Source organism: uncultured Halopseudomonas sp., from assembly GCF_963977355.1.
In the GTDB taxonomy this organism is placed as follows: Bacteria; Pseudomonadota; Gammaproteobacteria; order Pseudomonadales; family Pseudomonadaceae; genus Halopseudomonas.
Genome location: NZ_CAXBOV010000044.1, coordinates 1 through 16,942, shown reverse-complemented (window position 1 = coordinate 16,942; position 16,942 = coordinate 1). Strand labels below are relative to the sequence as shown.

Sequence of the window (16,942 nt, the reverse complement as noted above, 5' to 3'; positions counted from 1 at the left end):
CGCCTGCATGGCATGCAGGAGGTCTGCGGTTCGATCCCGCATAGCTCCACCATTTCCAAGGGCCGACATTTATTGTCGGTCCTTTTTTTTGCTCTGCATTTATGATTTGCCCTGCATTCACGTTAAACAGTCCACGCACAACAGCTCGCTGCCGTCGTCGTTGTGGATGTTACGCAAACCGTGGATATCGCTTTCAAAACCCGGAAAGCGCTCATCCTGGCGTTGGGCAATCTGCAAGAAATCGGTAATTGCCCCGTTATCTGCCGGGAATCGCTCGCCTGGCATGATGACCGGGATGCCTGGAGGGTAGGGCACCAGCATGACGGCGCTAATGCGGCCGGCAAGCTGATCAAGCGGTACCATTTCTACTTGCCCGCGCACCATCTGTTGATAGGCATCAGCAGGCCGCACGACCATTTCGGGGAGTTCGGTGTAAATGTGCCGCAGGGTGCGCACCATGCGCTGTTCCTTGTAGAACCCGTGTAGCTGCTCGCACAGCTCGCGCAGTCCAATCCCCTTGTAGTGACCTGTGGCTGCGATAGCTGGAAGCGTGTTGGTCAGGGGCGCATTACTGTCGTACAGGCGCTTGAACTCCTGTAGCTCCGAAACAAGCGTGCTCCACTTGCCCTTGGTGATGCCCAGCGAGAACAGAATCAGAAACGAGTACAGGCCGGTTTTCTCAACCACCAGACCGCGCTCGGCGAGAAAGCGCGTGACCACGGCGGCCGGGATACCGCTTTTGCCCAGTCGGCCATGCTCTTCCACCCCTGGCGTCAGCAGGGTGACCTTGATGGGGTCCAGCAGGGCGTAGTTGTCTGCCATGTCACCAAAACCGTGCCAGGCCTCTTGGGCGTCAAGTGTCCAGTCGCGCGGCTCCAGCGTATCCGATTCCAGTGCGTCTTCTGGCTCCCAGACATCGAACCACCACTGATCCTCCTCCAGCCGCTCCGCGGTTTGCTGCATGGCGCGGCGGAAGGACAGGGCTTCATCCAGCGTTTCCTGCACCAATGACCGCCCGGGCTCGCCCGCCATCATGCCGGTGGAGACATCAATCGAGGCGATGATGCCGTAGTGTGGCGAGGTCGAGGTATGCATCATGAAGGCTTCGTTGAAACGCTCCAGGTCGAGCTGCTGATCGACGCTGTTTTCAGCAAGGATGATCGAGGCCTGGGACATGGCGGCCAGGACCTTGTGTGGTGATTGAGTAGCGAACACCAGCGGATGCCTGGCGCGCTCGAAGCCACGCTTGCTGCCCATGCCATGCCGGCCGGCATAAAACTCGTGAAACGCAGCGTAGCCATACCAGGCCTCATCAAAATGCAGTACATCGACTGCATCTTCCAATTCATCCTTTATCAGCTCAGCGTTGTAGCAGAGGCCGTCGTAGGTCGAATTGGTCAGCACCGCCAGGCGGATCTTTGCCTCGCGGCCCTGCAGTAGCGGGTGCTCGGCGAGCCGCTGCTTGAGGTTATCCGGCGCAAATGAATCCAGACTGATTGGCCCGATGATGCCGTAGTCGTTGCGTGAGCCGGTGAGGTAGATGGGTATCGCACCGGTCATGATGATCGCGTGCAGAATCGATTTGTGGCAGTTGCGGTCGACCAGTACGACATCGTCACGGCTGACAAAAGCATGCCAGATGATCTTGTTCGAGGTAGAGGTGCCGTTCACCACGTAAAAACTGTGATCGGCTCCGAAGGTGCGCGCAGTATTGGCTTCGGCTGCAGCGATGGGTCCATTGTGATCCAGCAGTGAGCCCAGCCCCGGAACGGATACCGACAGATCGGAGCGCAGTGTGTTCTCGCCGAAAAAATCATGAAAGGCGCGTCCCACCGGGCTCTTGCGAAACGCAACGCCGCCCCCGTGACCAGGAGAATGCCATGAGTAGCTGGCGCGACCAGTGTAGTCGAGCAGGGCCTTGAAGAACGGTGGCAACAGATTGCCCAGATAGGCCTGGGCGGTACGCGCGATCTGGCCGGCGATAAAGGGCAGGGTGTCCTCGAAGAGATAGATGATTCCGCGCAGTTGATGCAGGTCGCGCAACTCGGTCAGCTTGTCGTTATCCAGGTTCTGCCGGGTACTGAGTGCCATGATCGGCAGCTCAGGCGAGCGCGAGTGGGCTGCCTGAAAGAGGGCGCGGACTTGCGCCAGATCGCCTTCCTGGTCGGCGGTAAACAGAATACAGGAGAGCCCCCGGTGTGCTTCGGCGATGAGCCGACCCTCATCCGTGGAGGCGGTAGCCAGTACTTCGAAGCCTTCAAGGCGCAGGGCGGTGAACAGCTCTGCGAGCTGCGTACCGGCAACATCGGTGCGTCCGATATGCGGGTTTATGACCAGGATGGGAAAATGCAGGTGCTTGAACATAAGGGGGCTTCCATCAAATAGTCCCCTCAGTGTCGGCTCTGTATCGCCAGCCCGCAAGCCGGTGTGAGCTGGCAAAAATGCTATGATTGCTCCTTTATGGAATAACCGGCTGGAGTGGCTGATTGTGAAATGGGATCTGGATAACCCCTATACCCTGGACATTACCGTACAGGCAGATGATATCGACGCGCTGGGTCATGCCAACAATACGGTTTATGTGCGCTGGCTTGAAGGCTGCGCCTGGCGTCATTCAATGTCGCTGGGTCTGGGACTGGAAGAGTATCGTGAGCTGGACCGGGCAATGGCCGTGGTACGTCACGAGATCGACTATCTGGCAGCGGGTTACCTGAATGACGAGCTGGTGATGGCCACCTGGATTATCCACTGGGACCGCAAGTTGCGAATGACGCGGCATTTTCAGCTGTGTCGCAAATCAGATGGCGCCACATTGCTGCGCGCGCGAACCACCTTTGCTTGTATTGAATTGTCGACGGGTAAGCCCCGACGCATGCCACCCATCTTTCTGGAGAATTATGGCAAGGCACTGGTGGAAGAGGCGGTCGGCTGATCGCGACCGCCCCTCGTCAGGCGCGGCTCAGCGGTACTCGCACAAATAAGCGGTATCCTGTTCAACCTTGAGGTTGAACTTGCTGTTGGCCGGTACAGTGAACTGACTACCACCGGCGAAGACGTCCCACTGCTCGCTACCCGGTAGCTTTACCGTCAACTGCCCGGTGATCACGTGCATGATCTCCAGTTGACTGGTGCCGAATTCGTATTCGCCTGGCGCCGTCACGCCCACGGTTGCTGCGCCTTCGGGTTGCTTAAAACCGATGGATGCAACCTTGCCTTCAAAGTACTGGTTGACGCTGAACATCTTTGAGCTCCTCCGGAGCGTGGATAGGGCGCGTAGTATGCCGATGCGCGTGTGCAGTCGGCAATGCTTCCATGCTCTGGTTTCGCTCTGACTAAAGTGTTCTTCGAGTCGCAACGCTAATGCCTGTGACAGGCTCATACCAATGGTGTGCTGCTGATTGGTGTTGCTGGCTGCTATGATCACCCAGCAACTTATTTTTCGCCGGGCCGTCGTGAATCTCTCACTGCGCGTGTCCTGCGGTAACTTCTGGAGGCGTGATGGCCAACATTGCATTCATCGGCTTGGGCGTAATGGGTTATCCCATGGCCGGGCACCTCAAGCGAGCGGGCCATGAGGTCTGCGTTTACAACCGTACCGCATCCAAGGCCGACACATGGGTAGCCGAGTACGGTGGCAAATCCTTTTCCACCCCGGCTGAGGCCGCTGCAGAGCAGGACTTTGTCATGCTGTGCGTGGGTAATGACAACGATCTGCGCGAGGTGGTCGCTGGCGAGCATGGCGTACTCAAGGGTGCGCGCAGCGGTACTGTGATTGTCGATCACACCACGGCATCGGCTGACGTGGCGGTTGAGATGGCCAGTCTGGCGCAGGAGCGGGGGCTGGGTTTCCTCGACGCGCCGGTGTCCGGCGGGCAAGCGGGCGCCGAATCTGGAAAGCTGACGGTCATGGTAGGGGGTGAAGAGTCGGTTTTCGATTTTGCCCGGCCAGTTATCAGCAGTTACGCAAAAATGCTCAAGCACATGGGGCCGACTGGTTCTGGTCAATTGACCAAGATGGTCAACCAGATATGTATCGCGGGCTTGGTACAGGGGCTTTCCGAGGCCCTGCATTTTGCCCAGCGCGCGGGATTGGATGGCCATGCCGCCATGGAGGTTATCAGCAAGGGTGCTGCGCAATCATGGCAGATGGATAATCGCCACAAGACCATGCTGGCCGGTGAGTTCGACTTTGGTTTTGCGGTCGATTGGATGCGCAAGGATTTGTCGATTGTGCTCGAGGAGTCTCGGCATAACGGAGCTTGCTTGCCGGTTACCGCGCTGGTTGATCAGTTTTACTCGGACGTCCAGGCGATGGGTGGTGGTCGTTGGGACACCTCAAGTCTGATTGCCCGGCTCAATCGGGGCAACTGAGATCATGGCCATGACGTGCCGTCCTGGCTGCGGCGCCTGTTGCATCGCACCGTCAATTACCTCTCCCATACCAGGTATGCCTGGCGGAAAACCGGCTGGTGTGGCCTGTATTCAGCTGGATGACGAATACCGTTGTCGGATCTTCGGCCACCCGGACAGACCAGCAGTGTGTGCCGGGTTCAAGGCTGATCAGGAGGTCTGTGGTGATACACAGGTTGACGCGTTGCGGATTATTGGTTGGTGGGAAGCGCAGACGGGTTAGGGTTTGCTACACGAAATAAACATCGTGTTCTCAATGTGGCGCCGTCTTGTTTAGCTTTGAGATGCCAACAAAAAACCCGCCGGAGCGGGTTTTTTAGCGACATCATTATGCGAATTACTTCTTCGGATAATCGCGCTTGGTGGCGCCGGTGTAGAGCTGACGCGGGCGGCCGATCTTGTAGGGGCTGCTGATCATCTCGTTCCAGTGCGCGATCCAGCCGGGTGTGCGGCCTGTAGCGAAGATTACAGTGAACATCGAGGCCGGAATGCCGATGGCCTTGAGGATGATGCCCGAGTAAAAGTCGACGTTCGGATACAGATTACGCTCGACGAAGTAGGGATCGTTGCGGGCGATCTCTTCCAGTTTCATCGCAAGTTCCAGCTGGGGATCGTTGATACCCAGTTCAGCAAGTACTTCGTCACAGGTTTCCTTCATGACCTTGGCACGCGGATCGAAATTCTTGTAAACCCGGTGACCGAAGCCCATGAGCTTGAACGGGTCATCCTTGTCCTTGGCCTTGGCAATGAAGGTCTCGATGTTGGATACATCGCCGATTTCATCGAGCATGCGCAGGACGGCTTCATTCGCTCCGCCGTGGGCCGGGCCCCAGAGTGCTGCGATACCAGCGGCGATACAGGCAAACGGGTTGGCTCCGGAAGAGCCTGCCAGGCGTACTGTGGAAGTCGAAGCGTTCTGCTCGTGGTCAGCATGCAGGACGAAGATGCGGTCCATGGCCTTGGCCAGAATCGGATTGACCTTTTTTTCTTCACATGGCGTGTTGAACATCATGTGCAGGAAGTTTTCGGAGTACGAGAGCTCATTGCGTGGATACATCATGGGTTGCCCCATTGAGTATTTGTAGACCATCGCAGCGAGGGTAGGCATCTTGGCAATCAAGCGGATTGCTGAGATTTCGCGATGATGCGCATCATTGATGTCCAGCGAATCGTGGTAGAAAGCTGAGAGGGCGCCTACAACGCCACACATGATGGCCATGGGGTGTGCATCACGACGGAAGCCGTTGAAGAATGTCTTGAGTTGCTCGTGCACCATGGTGTGATTCTTGATGGTGCTGACGAAAGTTTCCTTTTCTGCATCGTTGGGGAGTTCGCCCTTGAGCAGCAGATAACAGGTTTCCAGGAAGTCGGCGTTTTCAGCCAGTTGCTCGATGGGGTAGCCGCGATGCAGCAGCACACCTTTATCACCATCGATATAGGTAATCTTGGATTCGCAGGACGACGTGGCCATAAAGCCAGGGTCAAAGGTGAAGAAACCTTCAGCGGTCAGTCCGCGTACATCTACAACGTCGGGGCCGAGCGTGCCTGAATACATTGGTAGGTCGATAGGGGCATTGCCCTCGATCATCAACTGCGCCTTCTTGTCAGCCATTGTCGGCCTCCTGTTTGCTGGTATCGAAAGGATGCGCCCCCTACGCAGGGCCCGCATCACTATAAGGTGATAAATCGGTTTGTCAATTCTACAGATAGTGAATGGTTATCAGGAGGATAAAAAGGTTTTATTTGCGCACTCTAATCGCACACTTGAGGCCTTGGAGTGTTGTAACAAGGGCCTTCCAAAGGTGCAGTCGCATTGTAATCAAGGGGTCAAGTCTCTATACTCCATCACCGGCAAAGTGGCTTATTGGCTCCCTACGGGAGTCATGCAACAGGCCTCTGGGGTACCCATAATAGTGCACCTTCCTATAATCCAGCCCTGCGTTTATAAGGGCCATGAGTGTGAATATAGCCGTGAATAGCAAAAGACCTGTAAACCTGGATCTCAGGACAATCAAACTTCCTGTCACAGCCTGGACGTCGATTGCTCATCGTATTTCGGGAATCATCATGTTCGTCGCCATTGCATTTATGCTCTGGACGTTCGACATGTCACTGGATTCCGAACGCGGGTTTGAGCAAGTGCAATCCATCCTTCAGCATCCTTTCGTCAAGTTGTTGACTTGGGGTGTGCTGTCGGCGCTGCTTTATCATCTTATTGCTGGTGTTCGTCACCTGGTAATGGATGCTGGGGTTGGCGAAGGTTTGGAAAGCGGAAAGCGTGGCTCGCAGGTAGTGATCGTTATTTCCGTCATCGTGATTGTTCTTCTGGGGGTCTGGATATGGTAACCAACGTCACCAACCTGTCGCGTAGTGGTCTTTATGACTGGATGGCGCAACGCGTTTCCGCGGTAGTGCTCGCGCTCTACACGCTGTTTCTGCTCGGTTATGTCGTATTCAACCCGGGTCTTGGCTATGAAGAATGGCGTGCTCTGTTCAATCAGAACTGGATGCGCATCTTCAGTCTGCTCACACTGGTGGCCCTCAGCGCTCATGCCTGGGTAGGTCTGTGGACTATTTCAACTGACTACCTTACTCCCATGTCTTTGGGCAAATGGGCAACCACTGTGCGTTTCCTGTTTCAGGCAGCATGCGGGCTTGTGATGTTTGTCTATTTCGTCTGGGGCGTACAGATTCTTTGGGGTATCTAAATGGCTAACATTCGTACACTGACTTTTGACGCCATCATCATTGGTGGCGGTGGCGCCGGTATGCGCGCTGCATTGCAACTGGCTCAGGGCGGTCACAAGACTGCCGTGGTTACCAAGGTATTCCCGACTCGCTCGCACACTGTGTCCGCCCAGGGCGGCATTACCTGTGCGATCGCCTCTGCCGATCCGAACGACGACTGGCGCTGGCACATGTACGATACCGTCAAGGGCTCCGACTATATCGGCGACCAGGATGCTATCGAGTACATGTGTTCGGTTGGCCCGGAAGCGGTCTTCGAGCTCGAGCACATGGGTCTGCCGTTCTCGCGTACCGAGCAGGGCCGTATCTACCAGCGTCCGTTTGGTGGTCAGTCCAAAGGTCCCGACGACCCGACTCAAGCCGCGCGTACATGTGCCGCTGCAGACCGTACCGGTCACGCACTGCTGCACACGCTCTATCAGAACAACGTCAAGCACAACACGACATTCCTTAACGAATGGTACGCCGTCGATCTGGTGAAGAATCAGGACGGAGTGATTGTTGGTGTCGTGGCTATCTGCATCGAAACTGGTGAGACTGCTTACATCAAGGCCAAGGCTACTGTTCTGGCTACCGGTGGTGCAGGACGTATCTACGCATCCACTACCAACGCCCTGATCAACACTGGCGACGGTATCGGTATGGCGCTGCGTGCGGGTGTGCCGGTCCAGGATATCGAAATGTGGCAGTTCCACCCCACCGGTATTGCCGGCGCCGGTACGCTGGTGACAGAAGGCTGCCGTGGTGAAGGCGGTTATCTGATCAACAAGCACGGTGAGCGGTTCATGGAGCGCTATGCGCCCAATGCCAAGGACCTCGCCGGCCGTGACGTAGTTGCTCGCTCCATGGTCAAGGAAATCATTGCCGGTAACGGCTGTGGCCCGGATGGCGATCACGTCATGCTCAAGCTCGATCACCTTGGCGAAGAAGTGCTGCATAGCCGTCTGCCGGGTATCTGTGAGCTGTCCAAGACCTTTGCCCACGTCGATCCAGTTACTGCGCCGATCCCCGTTGTACCGACCTGTCACTACATGATGGGTGGCATAGCCACCAACATTCATGGTCAGGCGATTACCCAGGACGAAAACGGCAAGGATCGCATCATTGATGGTCTGTTTGCCGTTGGTGAAGTGGCTTGCGTATCAGTGCACGGTGCAAACCGCCTGGGTGGTAATTCCCTGCTGGATCTGGTGGTGTTTGGACGTGCTGCCGGCCTGCACCTGGAAAGCGCACTCAAGGAAGGCATTGAGCATCGCTCAGCCTCCGAATCGGACATCGAGGCATCATTGAAGCGTCTCGATGCTCTGAATGGCCGCACTACCGGCGAAGAAGTAGCGCCGCTGCGTAAAGAATTGCAAAATTGCATGCAGAACTACTTCGGTGTATTCCGCACCGGTGAGTTCATGGAAAAAGGCATCAAACAACTGGCCGATCTGCGTGAGCGGATCAATAACATCAAGATCGATGACAAGAGCCAGGCGTTTAATACTGCGCGTATCGAAGCATTGGAACTGCAAAACCTTCTGGAAGTGGCCGAGGCAACAGCTGTTGCTGCCAACTTGCGCACAGAAAGCCGGGGTGCGCATGCCCGTGAAGACTACGAGGATCGTGATGATGAAAACTGGCTGTGTCACAGCCTGTACATGCCTGCGACCAAAGAGTTGAAAAAGCGGGCGGTGAACTTCACACCGAAGACAGTTCCGACATTTGAACCTAAGATCCGGACTTATTAAGGGTGACCGATATGTTGCAAGTAAGTGTCTACCGTTATAACCCAGAGAGCGACAACGCTCCCTACATGGAAGACTTCGAGATCGACACCGGCGGCAAGGACATCATGGTTCTTGACGTGCTGGCACTGGTCAAGGAGCGGGACGTGGGCATGTCCTACCGCCGCTCCTGCCGCGAAGGCGTCTGTGGCTCTGATGGTATGAATATCAACGGCAAGAACGGCCTGGCTTGTATCACGCCGTTGTCTGATGTTGTTAAAAACAACAAGCTGGTGCTGCGTCCATTGCCTGGTTTGCCGGTCATACGTGACTTGGTCGTGGATATGAGCATCTTCTACAAGCAATACGAAAAAGTTCAGCCGTATTTGCAGAACGACACGCCGGCGCCCGCTATTGAGCGTCTGCAGTCGCCTGAAGAGCGTGAGAAGCTGGATGGTCTGTACGAGTGTATTCTCTGTGCATGCTGCTCTACTTCCTGCCCTTCATTCTGGTGGAATCCGGACAAGTTCATCGGCCCAGCGGGACTGTTGCAGGCCTATCGCTTTTTGGCCGATAGCCGCGACACCCGTACCGATGAGCGTCTGGCCACCATGGATGATCCATTCAGCGTATTTCGCTGCCGCGGTATCATGAACTGCGTGAATGTGTGCCCCAAGGGTCTCAATCCGACCCGCGCTATTGGTCACATCCGCAACATGCTGCTGCAGAGCGGTACCTGAGTCGACAGAGTCTGCATCACGTTGGGCCTAGGCCGGTCTCTGCTACAAGAGACCGGCCAGAATTTAATCGAACCGCAGCTCACAAAGCCGCGGTTTGCGTACCTAAACCAACAGGGGCAATCGGGTAACACCCGAACTATCTGTCGGGGCCGGCAATTTTCCGGTTTCGCAGGACATGGCACTTCAGGTCAACTGGCAGCGATTAAGCCACTGGGCCCTCGCATGTCTTGCACGGATGGCAGTTTTTTTGCCAGTTAATGGTCTTTGCGCCAGGTGGTATCCCCTTATAGAGGGTGACCAAGCATGCCAGACAGCGAAATGCAGCAGCTGTGGAGCACTTCCCATTTGTCGGGCGGGAATGCCTCCTATGTTGAAGAGCTTTATGAGCTCTATCTGCACGATCCGAACAGTATCGCCGACGAATGGCGCAGCTACTTTCAGAAGCTGCCGCAATCCAATGGCAATGCGGGCTCGGATGTTTCTCATTCCACAATCCGCGAACACTTCCTCCTTCTAGCCAAGCATCGGCGACGTCCTGTCGCAGCGGCTGGCGGACAAACCAGCAGCGCCCACGAAAAGAAACAGGTCGATGTTTTGCGTCTGATCCAGGCTTTTCGTATGCGTGGTCATCAGGGCTCTGATCTTGATCCGTTGGGGTTGTGGAAAAGAGATGAAATTGCTGATCTGACCCTTTCTGATTACGGCCTTACCGACGCGGATCTGGATACGATCTTCCGCACTGGTGAGCTCCAGATCGGCAAGGAAGAAGCACCCCTTAGCGAAATTCTTGATGCACTGAGTTCGACCTATTGCTCGACCTTCGGTGCAGAATACATGCACATTGTTGATTCCGATCAGCGTCGCTGGTTTCAGCAACGCTTGGAAAGTGTGCGCGGCAAGCCACAGCATTCGGTTACCACCAAGCGCCATTTGCTTGAACGTCTGACCGCGGCTGAAGGCCTCGAAAAATACCTGGGCACCAAATTTCCCGGCACCAAGCGTTTTGGGGTCGAGGGCGGTGAAAGCCTGATTCCGATGCTTGATGAAATCATTCAGCGCTCAGGCTCTTACGGAACGCAGGAAGTGGTTCTGGGCATGGCCCACCGTGGTCGCCTCAACGTGCTGGTCAATATTCTCGGCAAGAACCCCCGCGAACTGTTTGATGAGTTTGAAGGCAAGAAGAAAATTGATTTGAGCTCGGGTGACGTCAAGTATCACCAGGGTTTTTCTTCCAACGTCATGACCTCTGGTGGTGAAACGCATCTTGCCCTCGCATTCAACCCTTCACACCTGGAGATCGTATCTCCAGTGGTTGAGGGATCGGTTCGGGCACGCCAGGACCGTCGTCGGGATGATTCGGGTAATCGTGTCGTGCCGATCAGTATTCATGGTGATGCTGCCTTCGCTGGCCAGGGTGTGGTCATGGAGACATTCCAGATGTCCCAGACCCGTGCGTTCAAGACCGGTGGCACTATCCATATCGTCATCAACAACCAGGTGGGCTTCACAACCAGCCGCCAGGATGATGCGCGCTCAACCGAGTACTGTACCGACGTCGCCAAGATGATTCAGGCACCGATCTTCCACGTCAACGGTGATGATCCTGAGGCGGTTCTTTTCGTTACTCAGCTGGCTGTCGATTACCGCATGCAGTTCAAGCGTGACGTAGTGATCGACATGGTCTGTTACCGTCGACGCGGTCATAACGAAGCGGATGAGCCATCCGGCACCCAGCCGATGATGTATGACAAGATTAGTAAGCACCCGACCACCCGCGAGATCTATGCCGAGCGTCTTGTTAATGACGGTACGCTCAGTTCGGACGAAGTGCAGGGGCAGGTAGAGGAGTATCGTACTGCTCTGGATAATGGTGACCATGTGGTCAAGAGCCTGGTCAAGGAACCTGACACCAGTTCCTTCGTCGACTGGGCCCCCTATCTGGGCCACACCTGGACTGCGCGCCACGATACCCGTACTGATCTGAAAACATTGCAGGACCTGGCCAATCGCCTGAACGACTTGCCCGATGGCCTGGTCATCCAGCGTCAGGTTGGCAAGATTGTTGAGGATCGCCGCAAGATGGCGGCCGGGGCGTTGCCGCTGAACTGGGGCTTTGCCGAGACCATGGCCTATGCCACCCTGCTGCACGAAGGGCATCCTGTGCGCATTACCGGTCAGGACGTGGGCCGCGGCACCTTCTCTCACCGCCATGCGGTGCTGCACAACCAAAAGGATGGCTCGACCTACATTCCTCTTGCCAATCTGGCGGAAAATCAGCCACGGTTGGATATTTACGATTCCCTGCTGTCCGAAGAGGCCGTACTGGCCTTCGAGTACGGCTATGCGACCACTGCCCCCAATGGATTGGTGCTCTGGGAAGCCCAGTTCGGCGACTTCGCCAACGGGGCGCAGGTGGTGATCGACCAGTTCATCACCAGCGGCGAGCATAAATGGGGTCGTCTGTGCGGTCTGACCATGTTGTTGCCCCACGGTTATGAAGGCCAGGGTCCGGAACACTCTTCCGCGCGTCTTGAGCGTTTCCTGCAGCTGAGCGCCGAGCACAATATTCAGGTCTGTGTGCCATCCACGCCGGCGCAGGTCTATCACATGCTGCGCCGTCAGGTGATTCGCCCGCTGCGCAAGCCTTTGATCGCGCTTACTCCCAAATCGCTGCTGCGCCACAAGTTGGCAGTATCCAGCCTTGAAGATCTGGCAGACGGCTCATTCCAGACTGTGATCCCCGAGTACGACACGCTGGATCCCAAGAAGGTTGAGCGGGTCATCATGTGCAGTGGCAAGGTGTACTACGATCTGCTCGAGAAGCGCCGCAAGGATGGCCTGGAGAATGCTGCGATCATTCGTATCGAGCAGCTTTACCCATTCCCGGAGGACGATCTTGCCGAGGTGCTCGCACCCTACAAGGCGTTGAAGAAGGTCGTGTGGTGTCAGGAAGAGCCTATGAACCAGGGTGCCTGGTATTGCAGTCAGCATCACATGCGTCGGGTTCTCGCCCAACACAAGGTCAAAAATTTGTATCTCGACTACGCTGGACGTGACGCCTCTGCATCACCTGCTTGTGGTTACCCGTCCCTGCATGCCGAACAGCAGGAAAAACTATTGCAAGACGCGCTTACCGCTTGAGCATCTGGCAGATAACAGAGAATTAATTTAAGGATCGACAATGGCTATTGAAATCAAGGCCCCCACATTTCCCGAATCGGTTGCCGATGGCACCGTAGCAACATGGCACAAGCAACCTGGCGACGCGGTCAAGCGAGATGAGCTGATCGTTGATATTGAAACCGACAAGGTTGTCATGGAAGTTCTGGCCGAAGCCGATGGCGTGCTCGGCGATATCGTCAAGGGTGAGGGCGAAACTGTACTCAGCGGTGAGTTGTTGGGTTCATTGGAGAAGGGCGGCAGTGCTGCCCCCAAAGAGACTGCGAAGGACGAGCCCCAGGCTGCAAGTAAGCCTGCCGAGGAGGCGAAACCTGCTGCTGAAGAAGCCAAGAGCAATAGTGGTGAAGAGCCCATGTTGTCGCCGGCTGCTCGCAAGATAGCCGAAGAAAACGGTCTGGCTCCGGCCGATATTGAAGGTACTGGCAAGGGTGGTCGCGTCACCAAGGAAGATGCGATGAATGCGGTTGAGGCGAAAAAGAACGCACCCGCCAAAGCACCCGCTGAAGCTGCCAAGCCTGCCGCTAAGGCCGGCGCTGTCGACAATTCGGCACTTGCCGAAGGCGACCGCGTTGAGAAACGCGTCCCCATGACTCGACTGCGTGCCCGTATTGCCGAGCGTCTGGTTGACGCCCAATCCAGTATGGCCATGCTGACTACGTTCAACGAAGTCAATATGAAGCCGATCATGGATCTGCGCAGCAAGTACAAGGAGCTGTTCGAGAAGAAGCATAACGGCGTGCGTTTGGGCTTTATGTCGTTCTTCGTCAAGGCCGCTACCGAGGCGCTCAAGCGTTACCCGGCAGTCAATGCTTCAATCGATGGTGGCGACGTGGTTTACCACGGCTACCAGGATATTGGTGTAGCAGTGTCCAGTGACCGCGGTTTGGTCGTGCCGATTCTGCGCAATACCGAGTACATGAGTCTGGCTACTATTGAAGGCACCATTGCTGACTTTGGACGCAAGGCGAAAGACGGCAAGCTTTCAATGGAAGATATGACCGGCGGTACCTTCACCATTTCCAACGGTGGTGTATTTGGTTCCCTGCTCTCATCACCCATCGTTAATCCGCCACAAGCGGCGATTCTGGGTATGCACAAGATTCAGGAGCGCCCGATGGCCGAGAAGGGCCAAGTGGTCATTCTGCCCATGATGTATCTGGCCCTGTCCTACGATCACCGCCTGATTGACGGTAAGGAAGCTGTCAGCTTTCTGGTCGCGATCAAGGAATTGCTGGAAGATCCGGCTCGCTTGTTGCTGGATATCTGATTTTACGGCTGCACGCTACTAACGGTACGCGGCGAGCTGCCCCTGAACGCCACAAGCGTTGGGGCAGCGAAATCCCAACAGCTGCAAACAGAGGAATTGGGTTATGAGTGATAAATACGATGTAATCGTCATTGGAGCTGGCCCCGGCGGCTATGTTGCCGCTATTCGCGCCTCCCAGCTGGGTCTCAAAACGGCCTGTGTCGAGAAGTATGTAGGCAAGGACGGTAAGCAGGCACTAGGTGGTACCTGTCTGAACGTGGGTTGCATACCTTCCAAGGCGCTGCTGGACAGCTCGTGGAAATTCCACGAGGCCCAGGACGGTTTCAAGATCCATGGCATTGAAACCAAGGGTTTGAGCATCGACATCAAGACGATGCTTGAGCGCAAGGACAAGATCGTCAAGCAGTTCACCGGTGGTGTCAGCGCATTGTTCAAGGCCAACGGTGTAACCAGCATCGAAGGACACGGCAAGTTGCTGGCAGGCAAGAAGGTCGAGGTGACTGACTCTGAGGGCAACACGACCGTTTATGAAGCCGAGAATGTCATTCTGGCTTCCGGTTCACGTCCAATCGAGATCCCACCGGCACCGCTGACCGACGATATTATCGTGGACTCAACCGGTGCGCTTGAATTTACCAGCGTTCCCAAGAAGCTCGGTGTAATCGGTGCAGGCATCATCGGTATGGAGCTGGGCTCCGTATGGCGTCGCCTCGGTGCTGAAGTCGTGGTTTTCGAGGCCCTGGACAAGTTCATGGTGGCCGCCGACGATCAGATCGCCAAGGAAGCCTTCAAGACGTTCACCAAGCAGGGCCTGCAGGTTCGTTTGGGCGCACGTGTGACAGGAACTGATATCAAGCGCAGGCAGGTTACAGTGTCCTTTACCGATGCCGAAGGCGAACAGCAGCTGACCTTCGACAAATTGATCGTTGCCGTTGGTCGCCGTGCCTATACCGAGAATCTGCTCGCAGCTGATACCGGCGTGGACATGGACGAGCGCGGCGTCATTTTCGTTGATGATTACTGCACTACCAGTGTTCCGGGTGTGTATGCCGTCGGTGACGTAGTGCGCGGCTCTATGTTGGCGCACAAGGCGTCGGAAGAGGGCGTTATGGTCGCTGAGCGTATTGCCGGCCACAAGACTGCCATGAACTATGAACTGGTGCCTGCCGTTGTTTATACCCACCCGGAGATCGCATGGGTTGGCAAAAACGAGCAGCAGCTCAAGGCGGAAGGCATTGATGTCAATGTGGGCGTATTCCCCTTTGCGGCCAATGGACGCGCTGTGGCTGCCAACGAAATGGGCGGTATGGTCAAGGTCATAGCTGATGCCAAGACCGACAGAGTGCTCGGGGTTCACGTTATTGGCCCGGGTGCAGCAGAACTGGTTCAGCAGGGCGCTATCGGCATGGAGTTCGGCACCAGTGCCGAAGACCTGGGCATGATGGTGTTCTCGCATCCGACCGTCTCCGAGGCCCTGCATGAAGCAGCGCTGGCGGTGAATGGTCACGCAATTCATGTCGCCAATCGTAAGAAGCGGTAATATATGGCGCCCGTGACTGACCGGTCGTTCGCGTATCGGTCGACACGGGCAGCCTTATCACGAAGCGGCAAATCCCGCCGAGTAATCGGTGCGGTCACCCCCGAGGGTGATATAGGGTAACGGCGGTCCGGTGAGTCCGTGGTTATGAAACGCAGTTCCTACACGATCAAAACGGTAGATAAGCATGAATCTTCACGAATATCAGGGGAAGCAGCTGTTCGCTGAGTATGGCCTTCCCGTCTCGAAAGGTTTTGCAGTAGACACCCCCGAAGAAGCGGCAGAAGCCTGCGACAAGATTGGCGGTGACATGTGGGTGGTCAAGGCTCAGGTTCACGCTGGCGGCCGCGGCAAGGCTGGCGGCGTCAAGCTGATCAAGAGCAAGGAAGAGGCCAAGGCCTTCGCCGAGAAGTGGTTGGGCCAGCGTCTGGTAACTTACCAGACTGACGCCAGCGGTCAGCCCGTTGCCAAGATCCTCGTTGAAGCTTGCACCGATATCGCTCAGGAACTGTACCTGGGTGCGGTCGTTGACCGTTCCAGCCGCCGCATCGTATTCATGGCCTCTACTGAAGGTGGCGTGGAAATCGAGAAGGTAGCTGAAGAAACCCCCGAGAAGATCATCAAGGCGATCGTTGATCCGCTGGTTGGTCCACAGCCTTACCAGGGCCGTGACCTGGCATTCCAGCTGGGCCTCAAGGGCGACCAGGTCAAGCAGTTCACCCAGATTTTCGTTGGTCTTGGCAACCTGTTTGCCGACTACGATCTGGCGCTGCTGGAAATCAATCCACTGGTTATCAAGGAAGACGGCAACCTGCATTGCCTGGACGCCAAACTGGGTATCGATGGCAATGCCATGTACCGTCAGCCCAAGCTGCGTGCAATGCATGACCCGTCCCAGGACGATCCGCGTGAAGCCCACGCTGCCAAGTTCGAACTCAACTATGTTGCGCTGGAAGGCAACATCGGTTGCATGGTCAACGGTGCTGGCCTGGCCATGGGCACCATGGACATCGTCAACCACCACGGCGGCAAGCCTGCCAACTTCCTGGATGTGGGCGGCGGCGCGACCAAAGAGCGCGTTACCGAAGCCTTCAAGATCATCCTGTCCGATACCAATGTGAAGGCCGTTCTGGTCAACATCTTTGGCGGCATCGTTCGTTGCGACATGATTGCCGAAGGCATCATCGGTGCAGTGAAGGAAGTTGGCGTTAAGGTACCAGTGGTCGTACGTCTGGAAGGCAACAATGCCGAACTGGGCGCTCAGGTACTGAAGGAAAGTGGTCTGAACATCATCGCAGCAACCAGTCTGACCGACGCTGCCCAGCAAGTCGTCAAGGCCGCGGAGGGTAAA

At 56.0% G+C, this 16,942-nt stretch carries 15 protein-coding genes; 11 read left to right on the top strand and 4 right to left on the bottom strand.

What is annotated here, in order from left to right:
• Positions 1-117 precede the first annotated feature (117 nt).
• A complete protein-coding gene (locus AAC076_RS16870) occupies positions 118-2,364 on the bottom strand; it encodes an Orn/Lys/Arg decarboxylase N-terminal domain-containing protein (protein WP_339847948.1) in 2,247 nt (748 codons plus the stop codon).
• Positions 2,365-2,488: 124 nt separating this feature from the next.
• On the opposite strand from AAC076_RS16870, the gene AAC076_RS16865 reads away from it, so the two are divergent.
• Complete coding sequence (locus tag AAC076_RS16865) at positions 2,489-2,932, top strand: thioesterase family protein (protein ID WP_339847950.1); 444 nt, start codon at positions 2,489-2,491, stop codon at positions 2,930-2,932.
• A 27-nt stretch (positions 2,933-2,959) separates the two neighbouring features.
• Here the strand turns inward: AAC076_RS16865 and AAC076_RS16860 are convergent, their stop codons facing one another.
• Positions 2,960-3,241: a pyrimidine/purine nucleoside phosphorylase gene (locus AAC076_RS16860; RefSeq protein WP_339847946.1), complete on the bottom strand. Its 282-nt coding sequence runs from the start codon at positions 3,239-3,241 to the stop codon at positions 2,960-2,962.
• Between the two features lie 257 nt (positions 3,242-3,498).
• Between AAC076_RS16860 and AAC076_RS16855 the strand changes: the two genes are divergently transcribed.
• Together AAC076_RS16855 and AAC076_RS16850 are read left to right on the top strand one after the other, a co-directional pair.
• The gene (locus AAC076_RS16855) at positions 3,499-4,371 is read left to right on the top strand and encodes an NAD(P)-dependent oxidoreductase (protein ID WP_339847944.1); all 873 of its coding nucleotides are present in this window, start codon (positions 3,499-3,501) and stop codon (positions 4,369-4,371) included.
• Positions 4,372-4,381: 10 nt separating this feature from the next.
• Positions 4,382-4,633, top strand: a complete 252-nt coding sequence (locus AAC076_RS16850) for a YkgJ family cysteine cluster protein (RefSeq protein WP_339847942.1) — start codon at positions 4,382-4,384, stop codon at positions 4,631-4,633.
• 114 nt (positions 4,634-4,747) lie between these two features.
• Here AAC076_RS16850 and gltA read toward each other — a convergent pair whose 3' ends face one another.
• Entirely contained in the window at positions 4,748-6,022 is a 1,275-nt protein-coding gene (gene gltA / locus AAC076_RS16845) for a citrate synthase (RefSeq protein ID WP_339847940.1), read from the bottom strand.
• 359 nt (positions 6,023-6,381) lie between these two features.
• Between gltA and sdhC the strand changes: the two genes are divergently transcribed.
• The 7 genes from sdhC to lpdA all read left to right on the top strand — a co-directional run bounded on the left by sdhC (position 6,382) and on the right by lpdA (position 15,594).
• A complete protein-coding gene (gene sdhC, locus AAC076_RS16840; RefSeq protein WP_339847949.1) occupies positions 6,382-6,756 on the top strand; it encodes a succinate dehydrogenase, cytochrome b556 subunit in 375 nt (124 codons plus the stop codon).
• Entirely contained in the window at positions 6,750-7,118 is a 369-nt protein-coding gene (gene sdhD, locus AAC076_RS16835; protein ID WP_339847938.1) for a succinate dehydrogenase, hydrophobic membrane anchor protein, read from the top strand. Before sdhC ends, sdhD begins: the two co-directional genes overlap by 7 nt.
• The gene (gene sdhA / locus AAC076_RS16830; RefSeq protein WP_339847937.1) at positions 7,119-8,891 is read left to right on the top strand and encodes a succinate dehydrogenase flavoprotein subunit; all 1,773 of its coding nucleotides are present in this window, start codon (positions 7,119-7,121) and stop codon (positions 8,889-8,891) included. It begins immediately after the preceding gene.
• Positions 8,892-8,902: 11 nt separating this feature from the next.
• Entirely contained in the window at positions 8,903-9,607 is a 705-nt protein-coding gene (locus tag AAC076_RS16825; RefSeq protein WP_339847936.1) for a succinate dehydrogenase iron-sulfur subunit, read from the top strand.
• A 303-nt stretch (positions 9,608-9,910) separates the two neighbouring features.
• On the top strand, positions 9,911-12,748 hold the full coding sequence (locus AAC076_RS16820; RefSeq protein WP_339847935.1) for a 2-oxoglutarate dehydrogenase E1 component: 2,838 nt from the start codon (positions 9,911-9,913) through the stop codon (positions 12,746-12,748).
• A gap of 40 nt (positions 12,749-12,788) precedes the next feature.
• Positions 12,789-14,054 (top strand): 2-oxoglutarate dehydrogenase complex dihydrolipoyllysine-residue succinyltransferase, encoded by a 1,266-nt coding sequence (odhB, locus tag AAC076_RS16815; protein ID WP_339847934.1) that lies wholly within the window; start codon positions 12,789-12,791, stop codon positions 14,052-14,054.
• Between the two features lie 103 nt (positions 14,055-14,157).
• Positions 14,158-15,594, top strand: a complete 1,437-nt coding sequence (lpdA, locus tag AAC076_RS16810) for a dihydrolipoyl dehydrogenase (protein ID WP_339847932.1) — start codon at positions 14,158-14,160, stop codon at positions 15,592-15,594.
• Positions 15,595-15,651: 57 nt separating this feature from the next.
• On the opposite strand, the gene AAC076_RS16805 is transcribed toward lpdA, so the two are convergent.
• Positions 15,652-15,780, bottom strand: coding sequence for a hypothetical protein (locus tag AAC076_RS16805; protein ID WP_339847929.1), 129 nt, complete (start codon positions 15,778-15,780; stop codon positions 15,652-15,654).
• Between AAC076_RS16805 and sucC the strand changes: the two genes are divergently transcribed.
• Positions 15,779-16,942: ADP-forming succinate--CoA ligase subunit beta (gene sucC, locus AAC076_RS16800; RefSeq protein WP_339847927.1), on the top strand; the 1,164-nt coding region annotated here is incomplete at its 3' end. The genes AAC076_RS16805 and sucC overlap by 2 nt on opposite strands.

Excerpts from the sequence above, each read along its gene's own strand:
- AAC076_RS16825 (WP_339847936.1), top strand. The coding sequence starts at position 8,903 with ATGTTGCAAGTAAGTGTCTACCGTTATAACCCAGAGAGCGACAACGCT.
- AAC076_RS16870 (WP_339847948.1), bottom strand. The coding sequence starts at position 2,364 with ATGTTCAAGCACCTGCATTTTCCCATCCTGGTCATAAACCCGCATATC.
- AAC076_RS16855 (WP_339847944.1), top strand. The coding sequence starts at position 3,499 with ATGGCCAACATTGCATTCATCGGCTTGGGCGTAATGGGTTATCCCATG.
- gltA (WP_339847940.1), bottom strand. The coding sequence starts at position 6,022 with ATGGCTGACAAGAAGGCGCAGTTGATGATCGAGGGCAATGCCCCTATC.
- AAC076_RS16860 (WP_339847946.1), bottom strand. The coding sequence starts at position 3,241 with ATGTTCAGCGTCAACCAGTACTTTGAAGGCAAGGTTGCATCCATCGGT.
- AAC076_RS16805 (WP_339847929.1), bottom strand. The coding sequence starts at position 15,780 with ATGCTTATCTACCGTTTTGATCGTGTAGGAACTGCGTTTCATAACCAC.
- AAC076_RS16820 (WP_339847935.1), top strand. The coding sequence starts at position 9,911 with ATGCCAGACAGCGAAATGCAGCAGCTGTGGAGCACTTCCCATTTGTCG.
- sdhA (WP_339847937.1), top strand. The coding sequence starts at position 7,119 with ATGGCTAACATTCGTACACTGACTTTTGACGCCATCATCATTGGTGGC.
- lpdA (WP_339847932.1), top strand. The coding sequence starts at position 14,158 with ATGAGTGATAAATACGATGTAATCGTCATTGGAGCTGGCCCCGGCGGC.
- AAC076_RS16850 (WP_339847942.1), top strand. The coding sequence starts at position 4,382 with ATGACGTGCCGTCCTGGCTGCGGCGCCTGTTGCATCGCACCGTCAATT.
- odhB (WP_339847934.1), top strand. The coding sequence starts at position 12,789 with ATGGCTATTGAAATCAAGGCCCCCACATTTCCCGAATCGGTTGCCGAT.
- sdhD (WP_339847938.1), top strand. The coding sequence starts at position 6,750 with ATGGTAACCAACGTCACCAACCTGTCGCGTAGTGGTCTTTATGACTGG.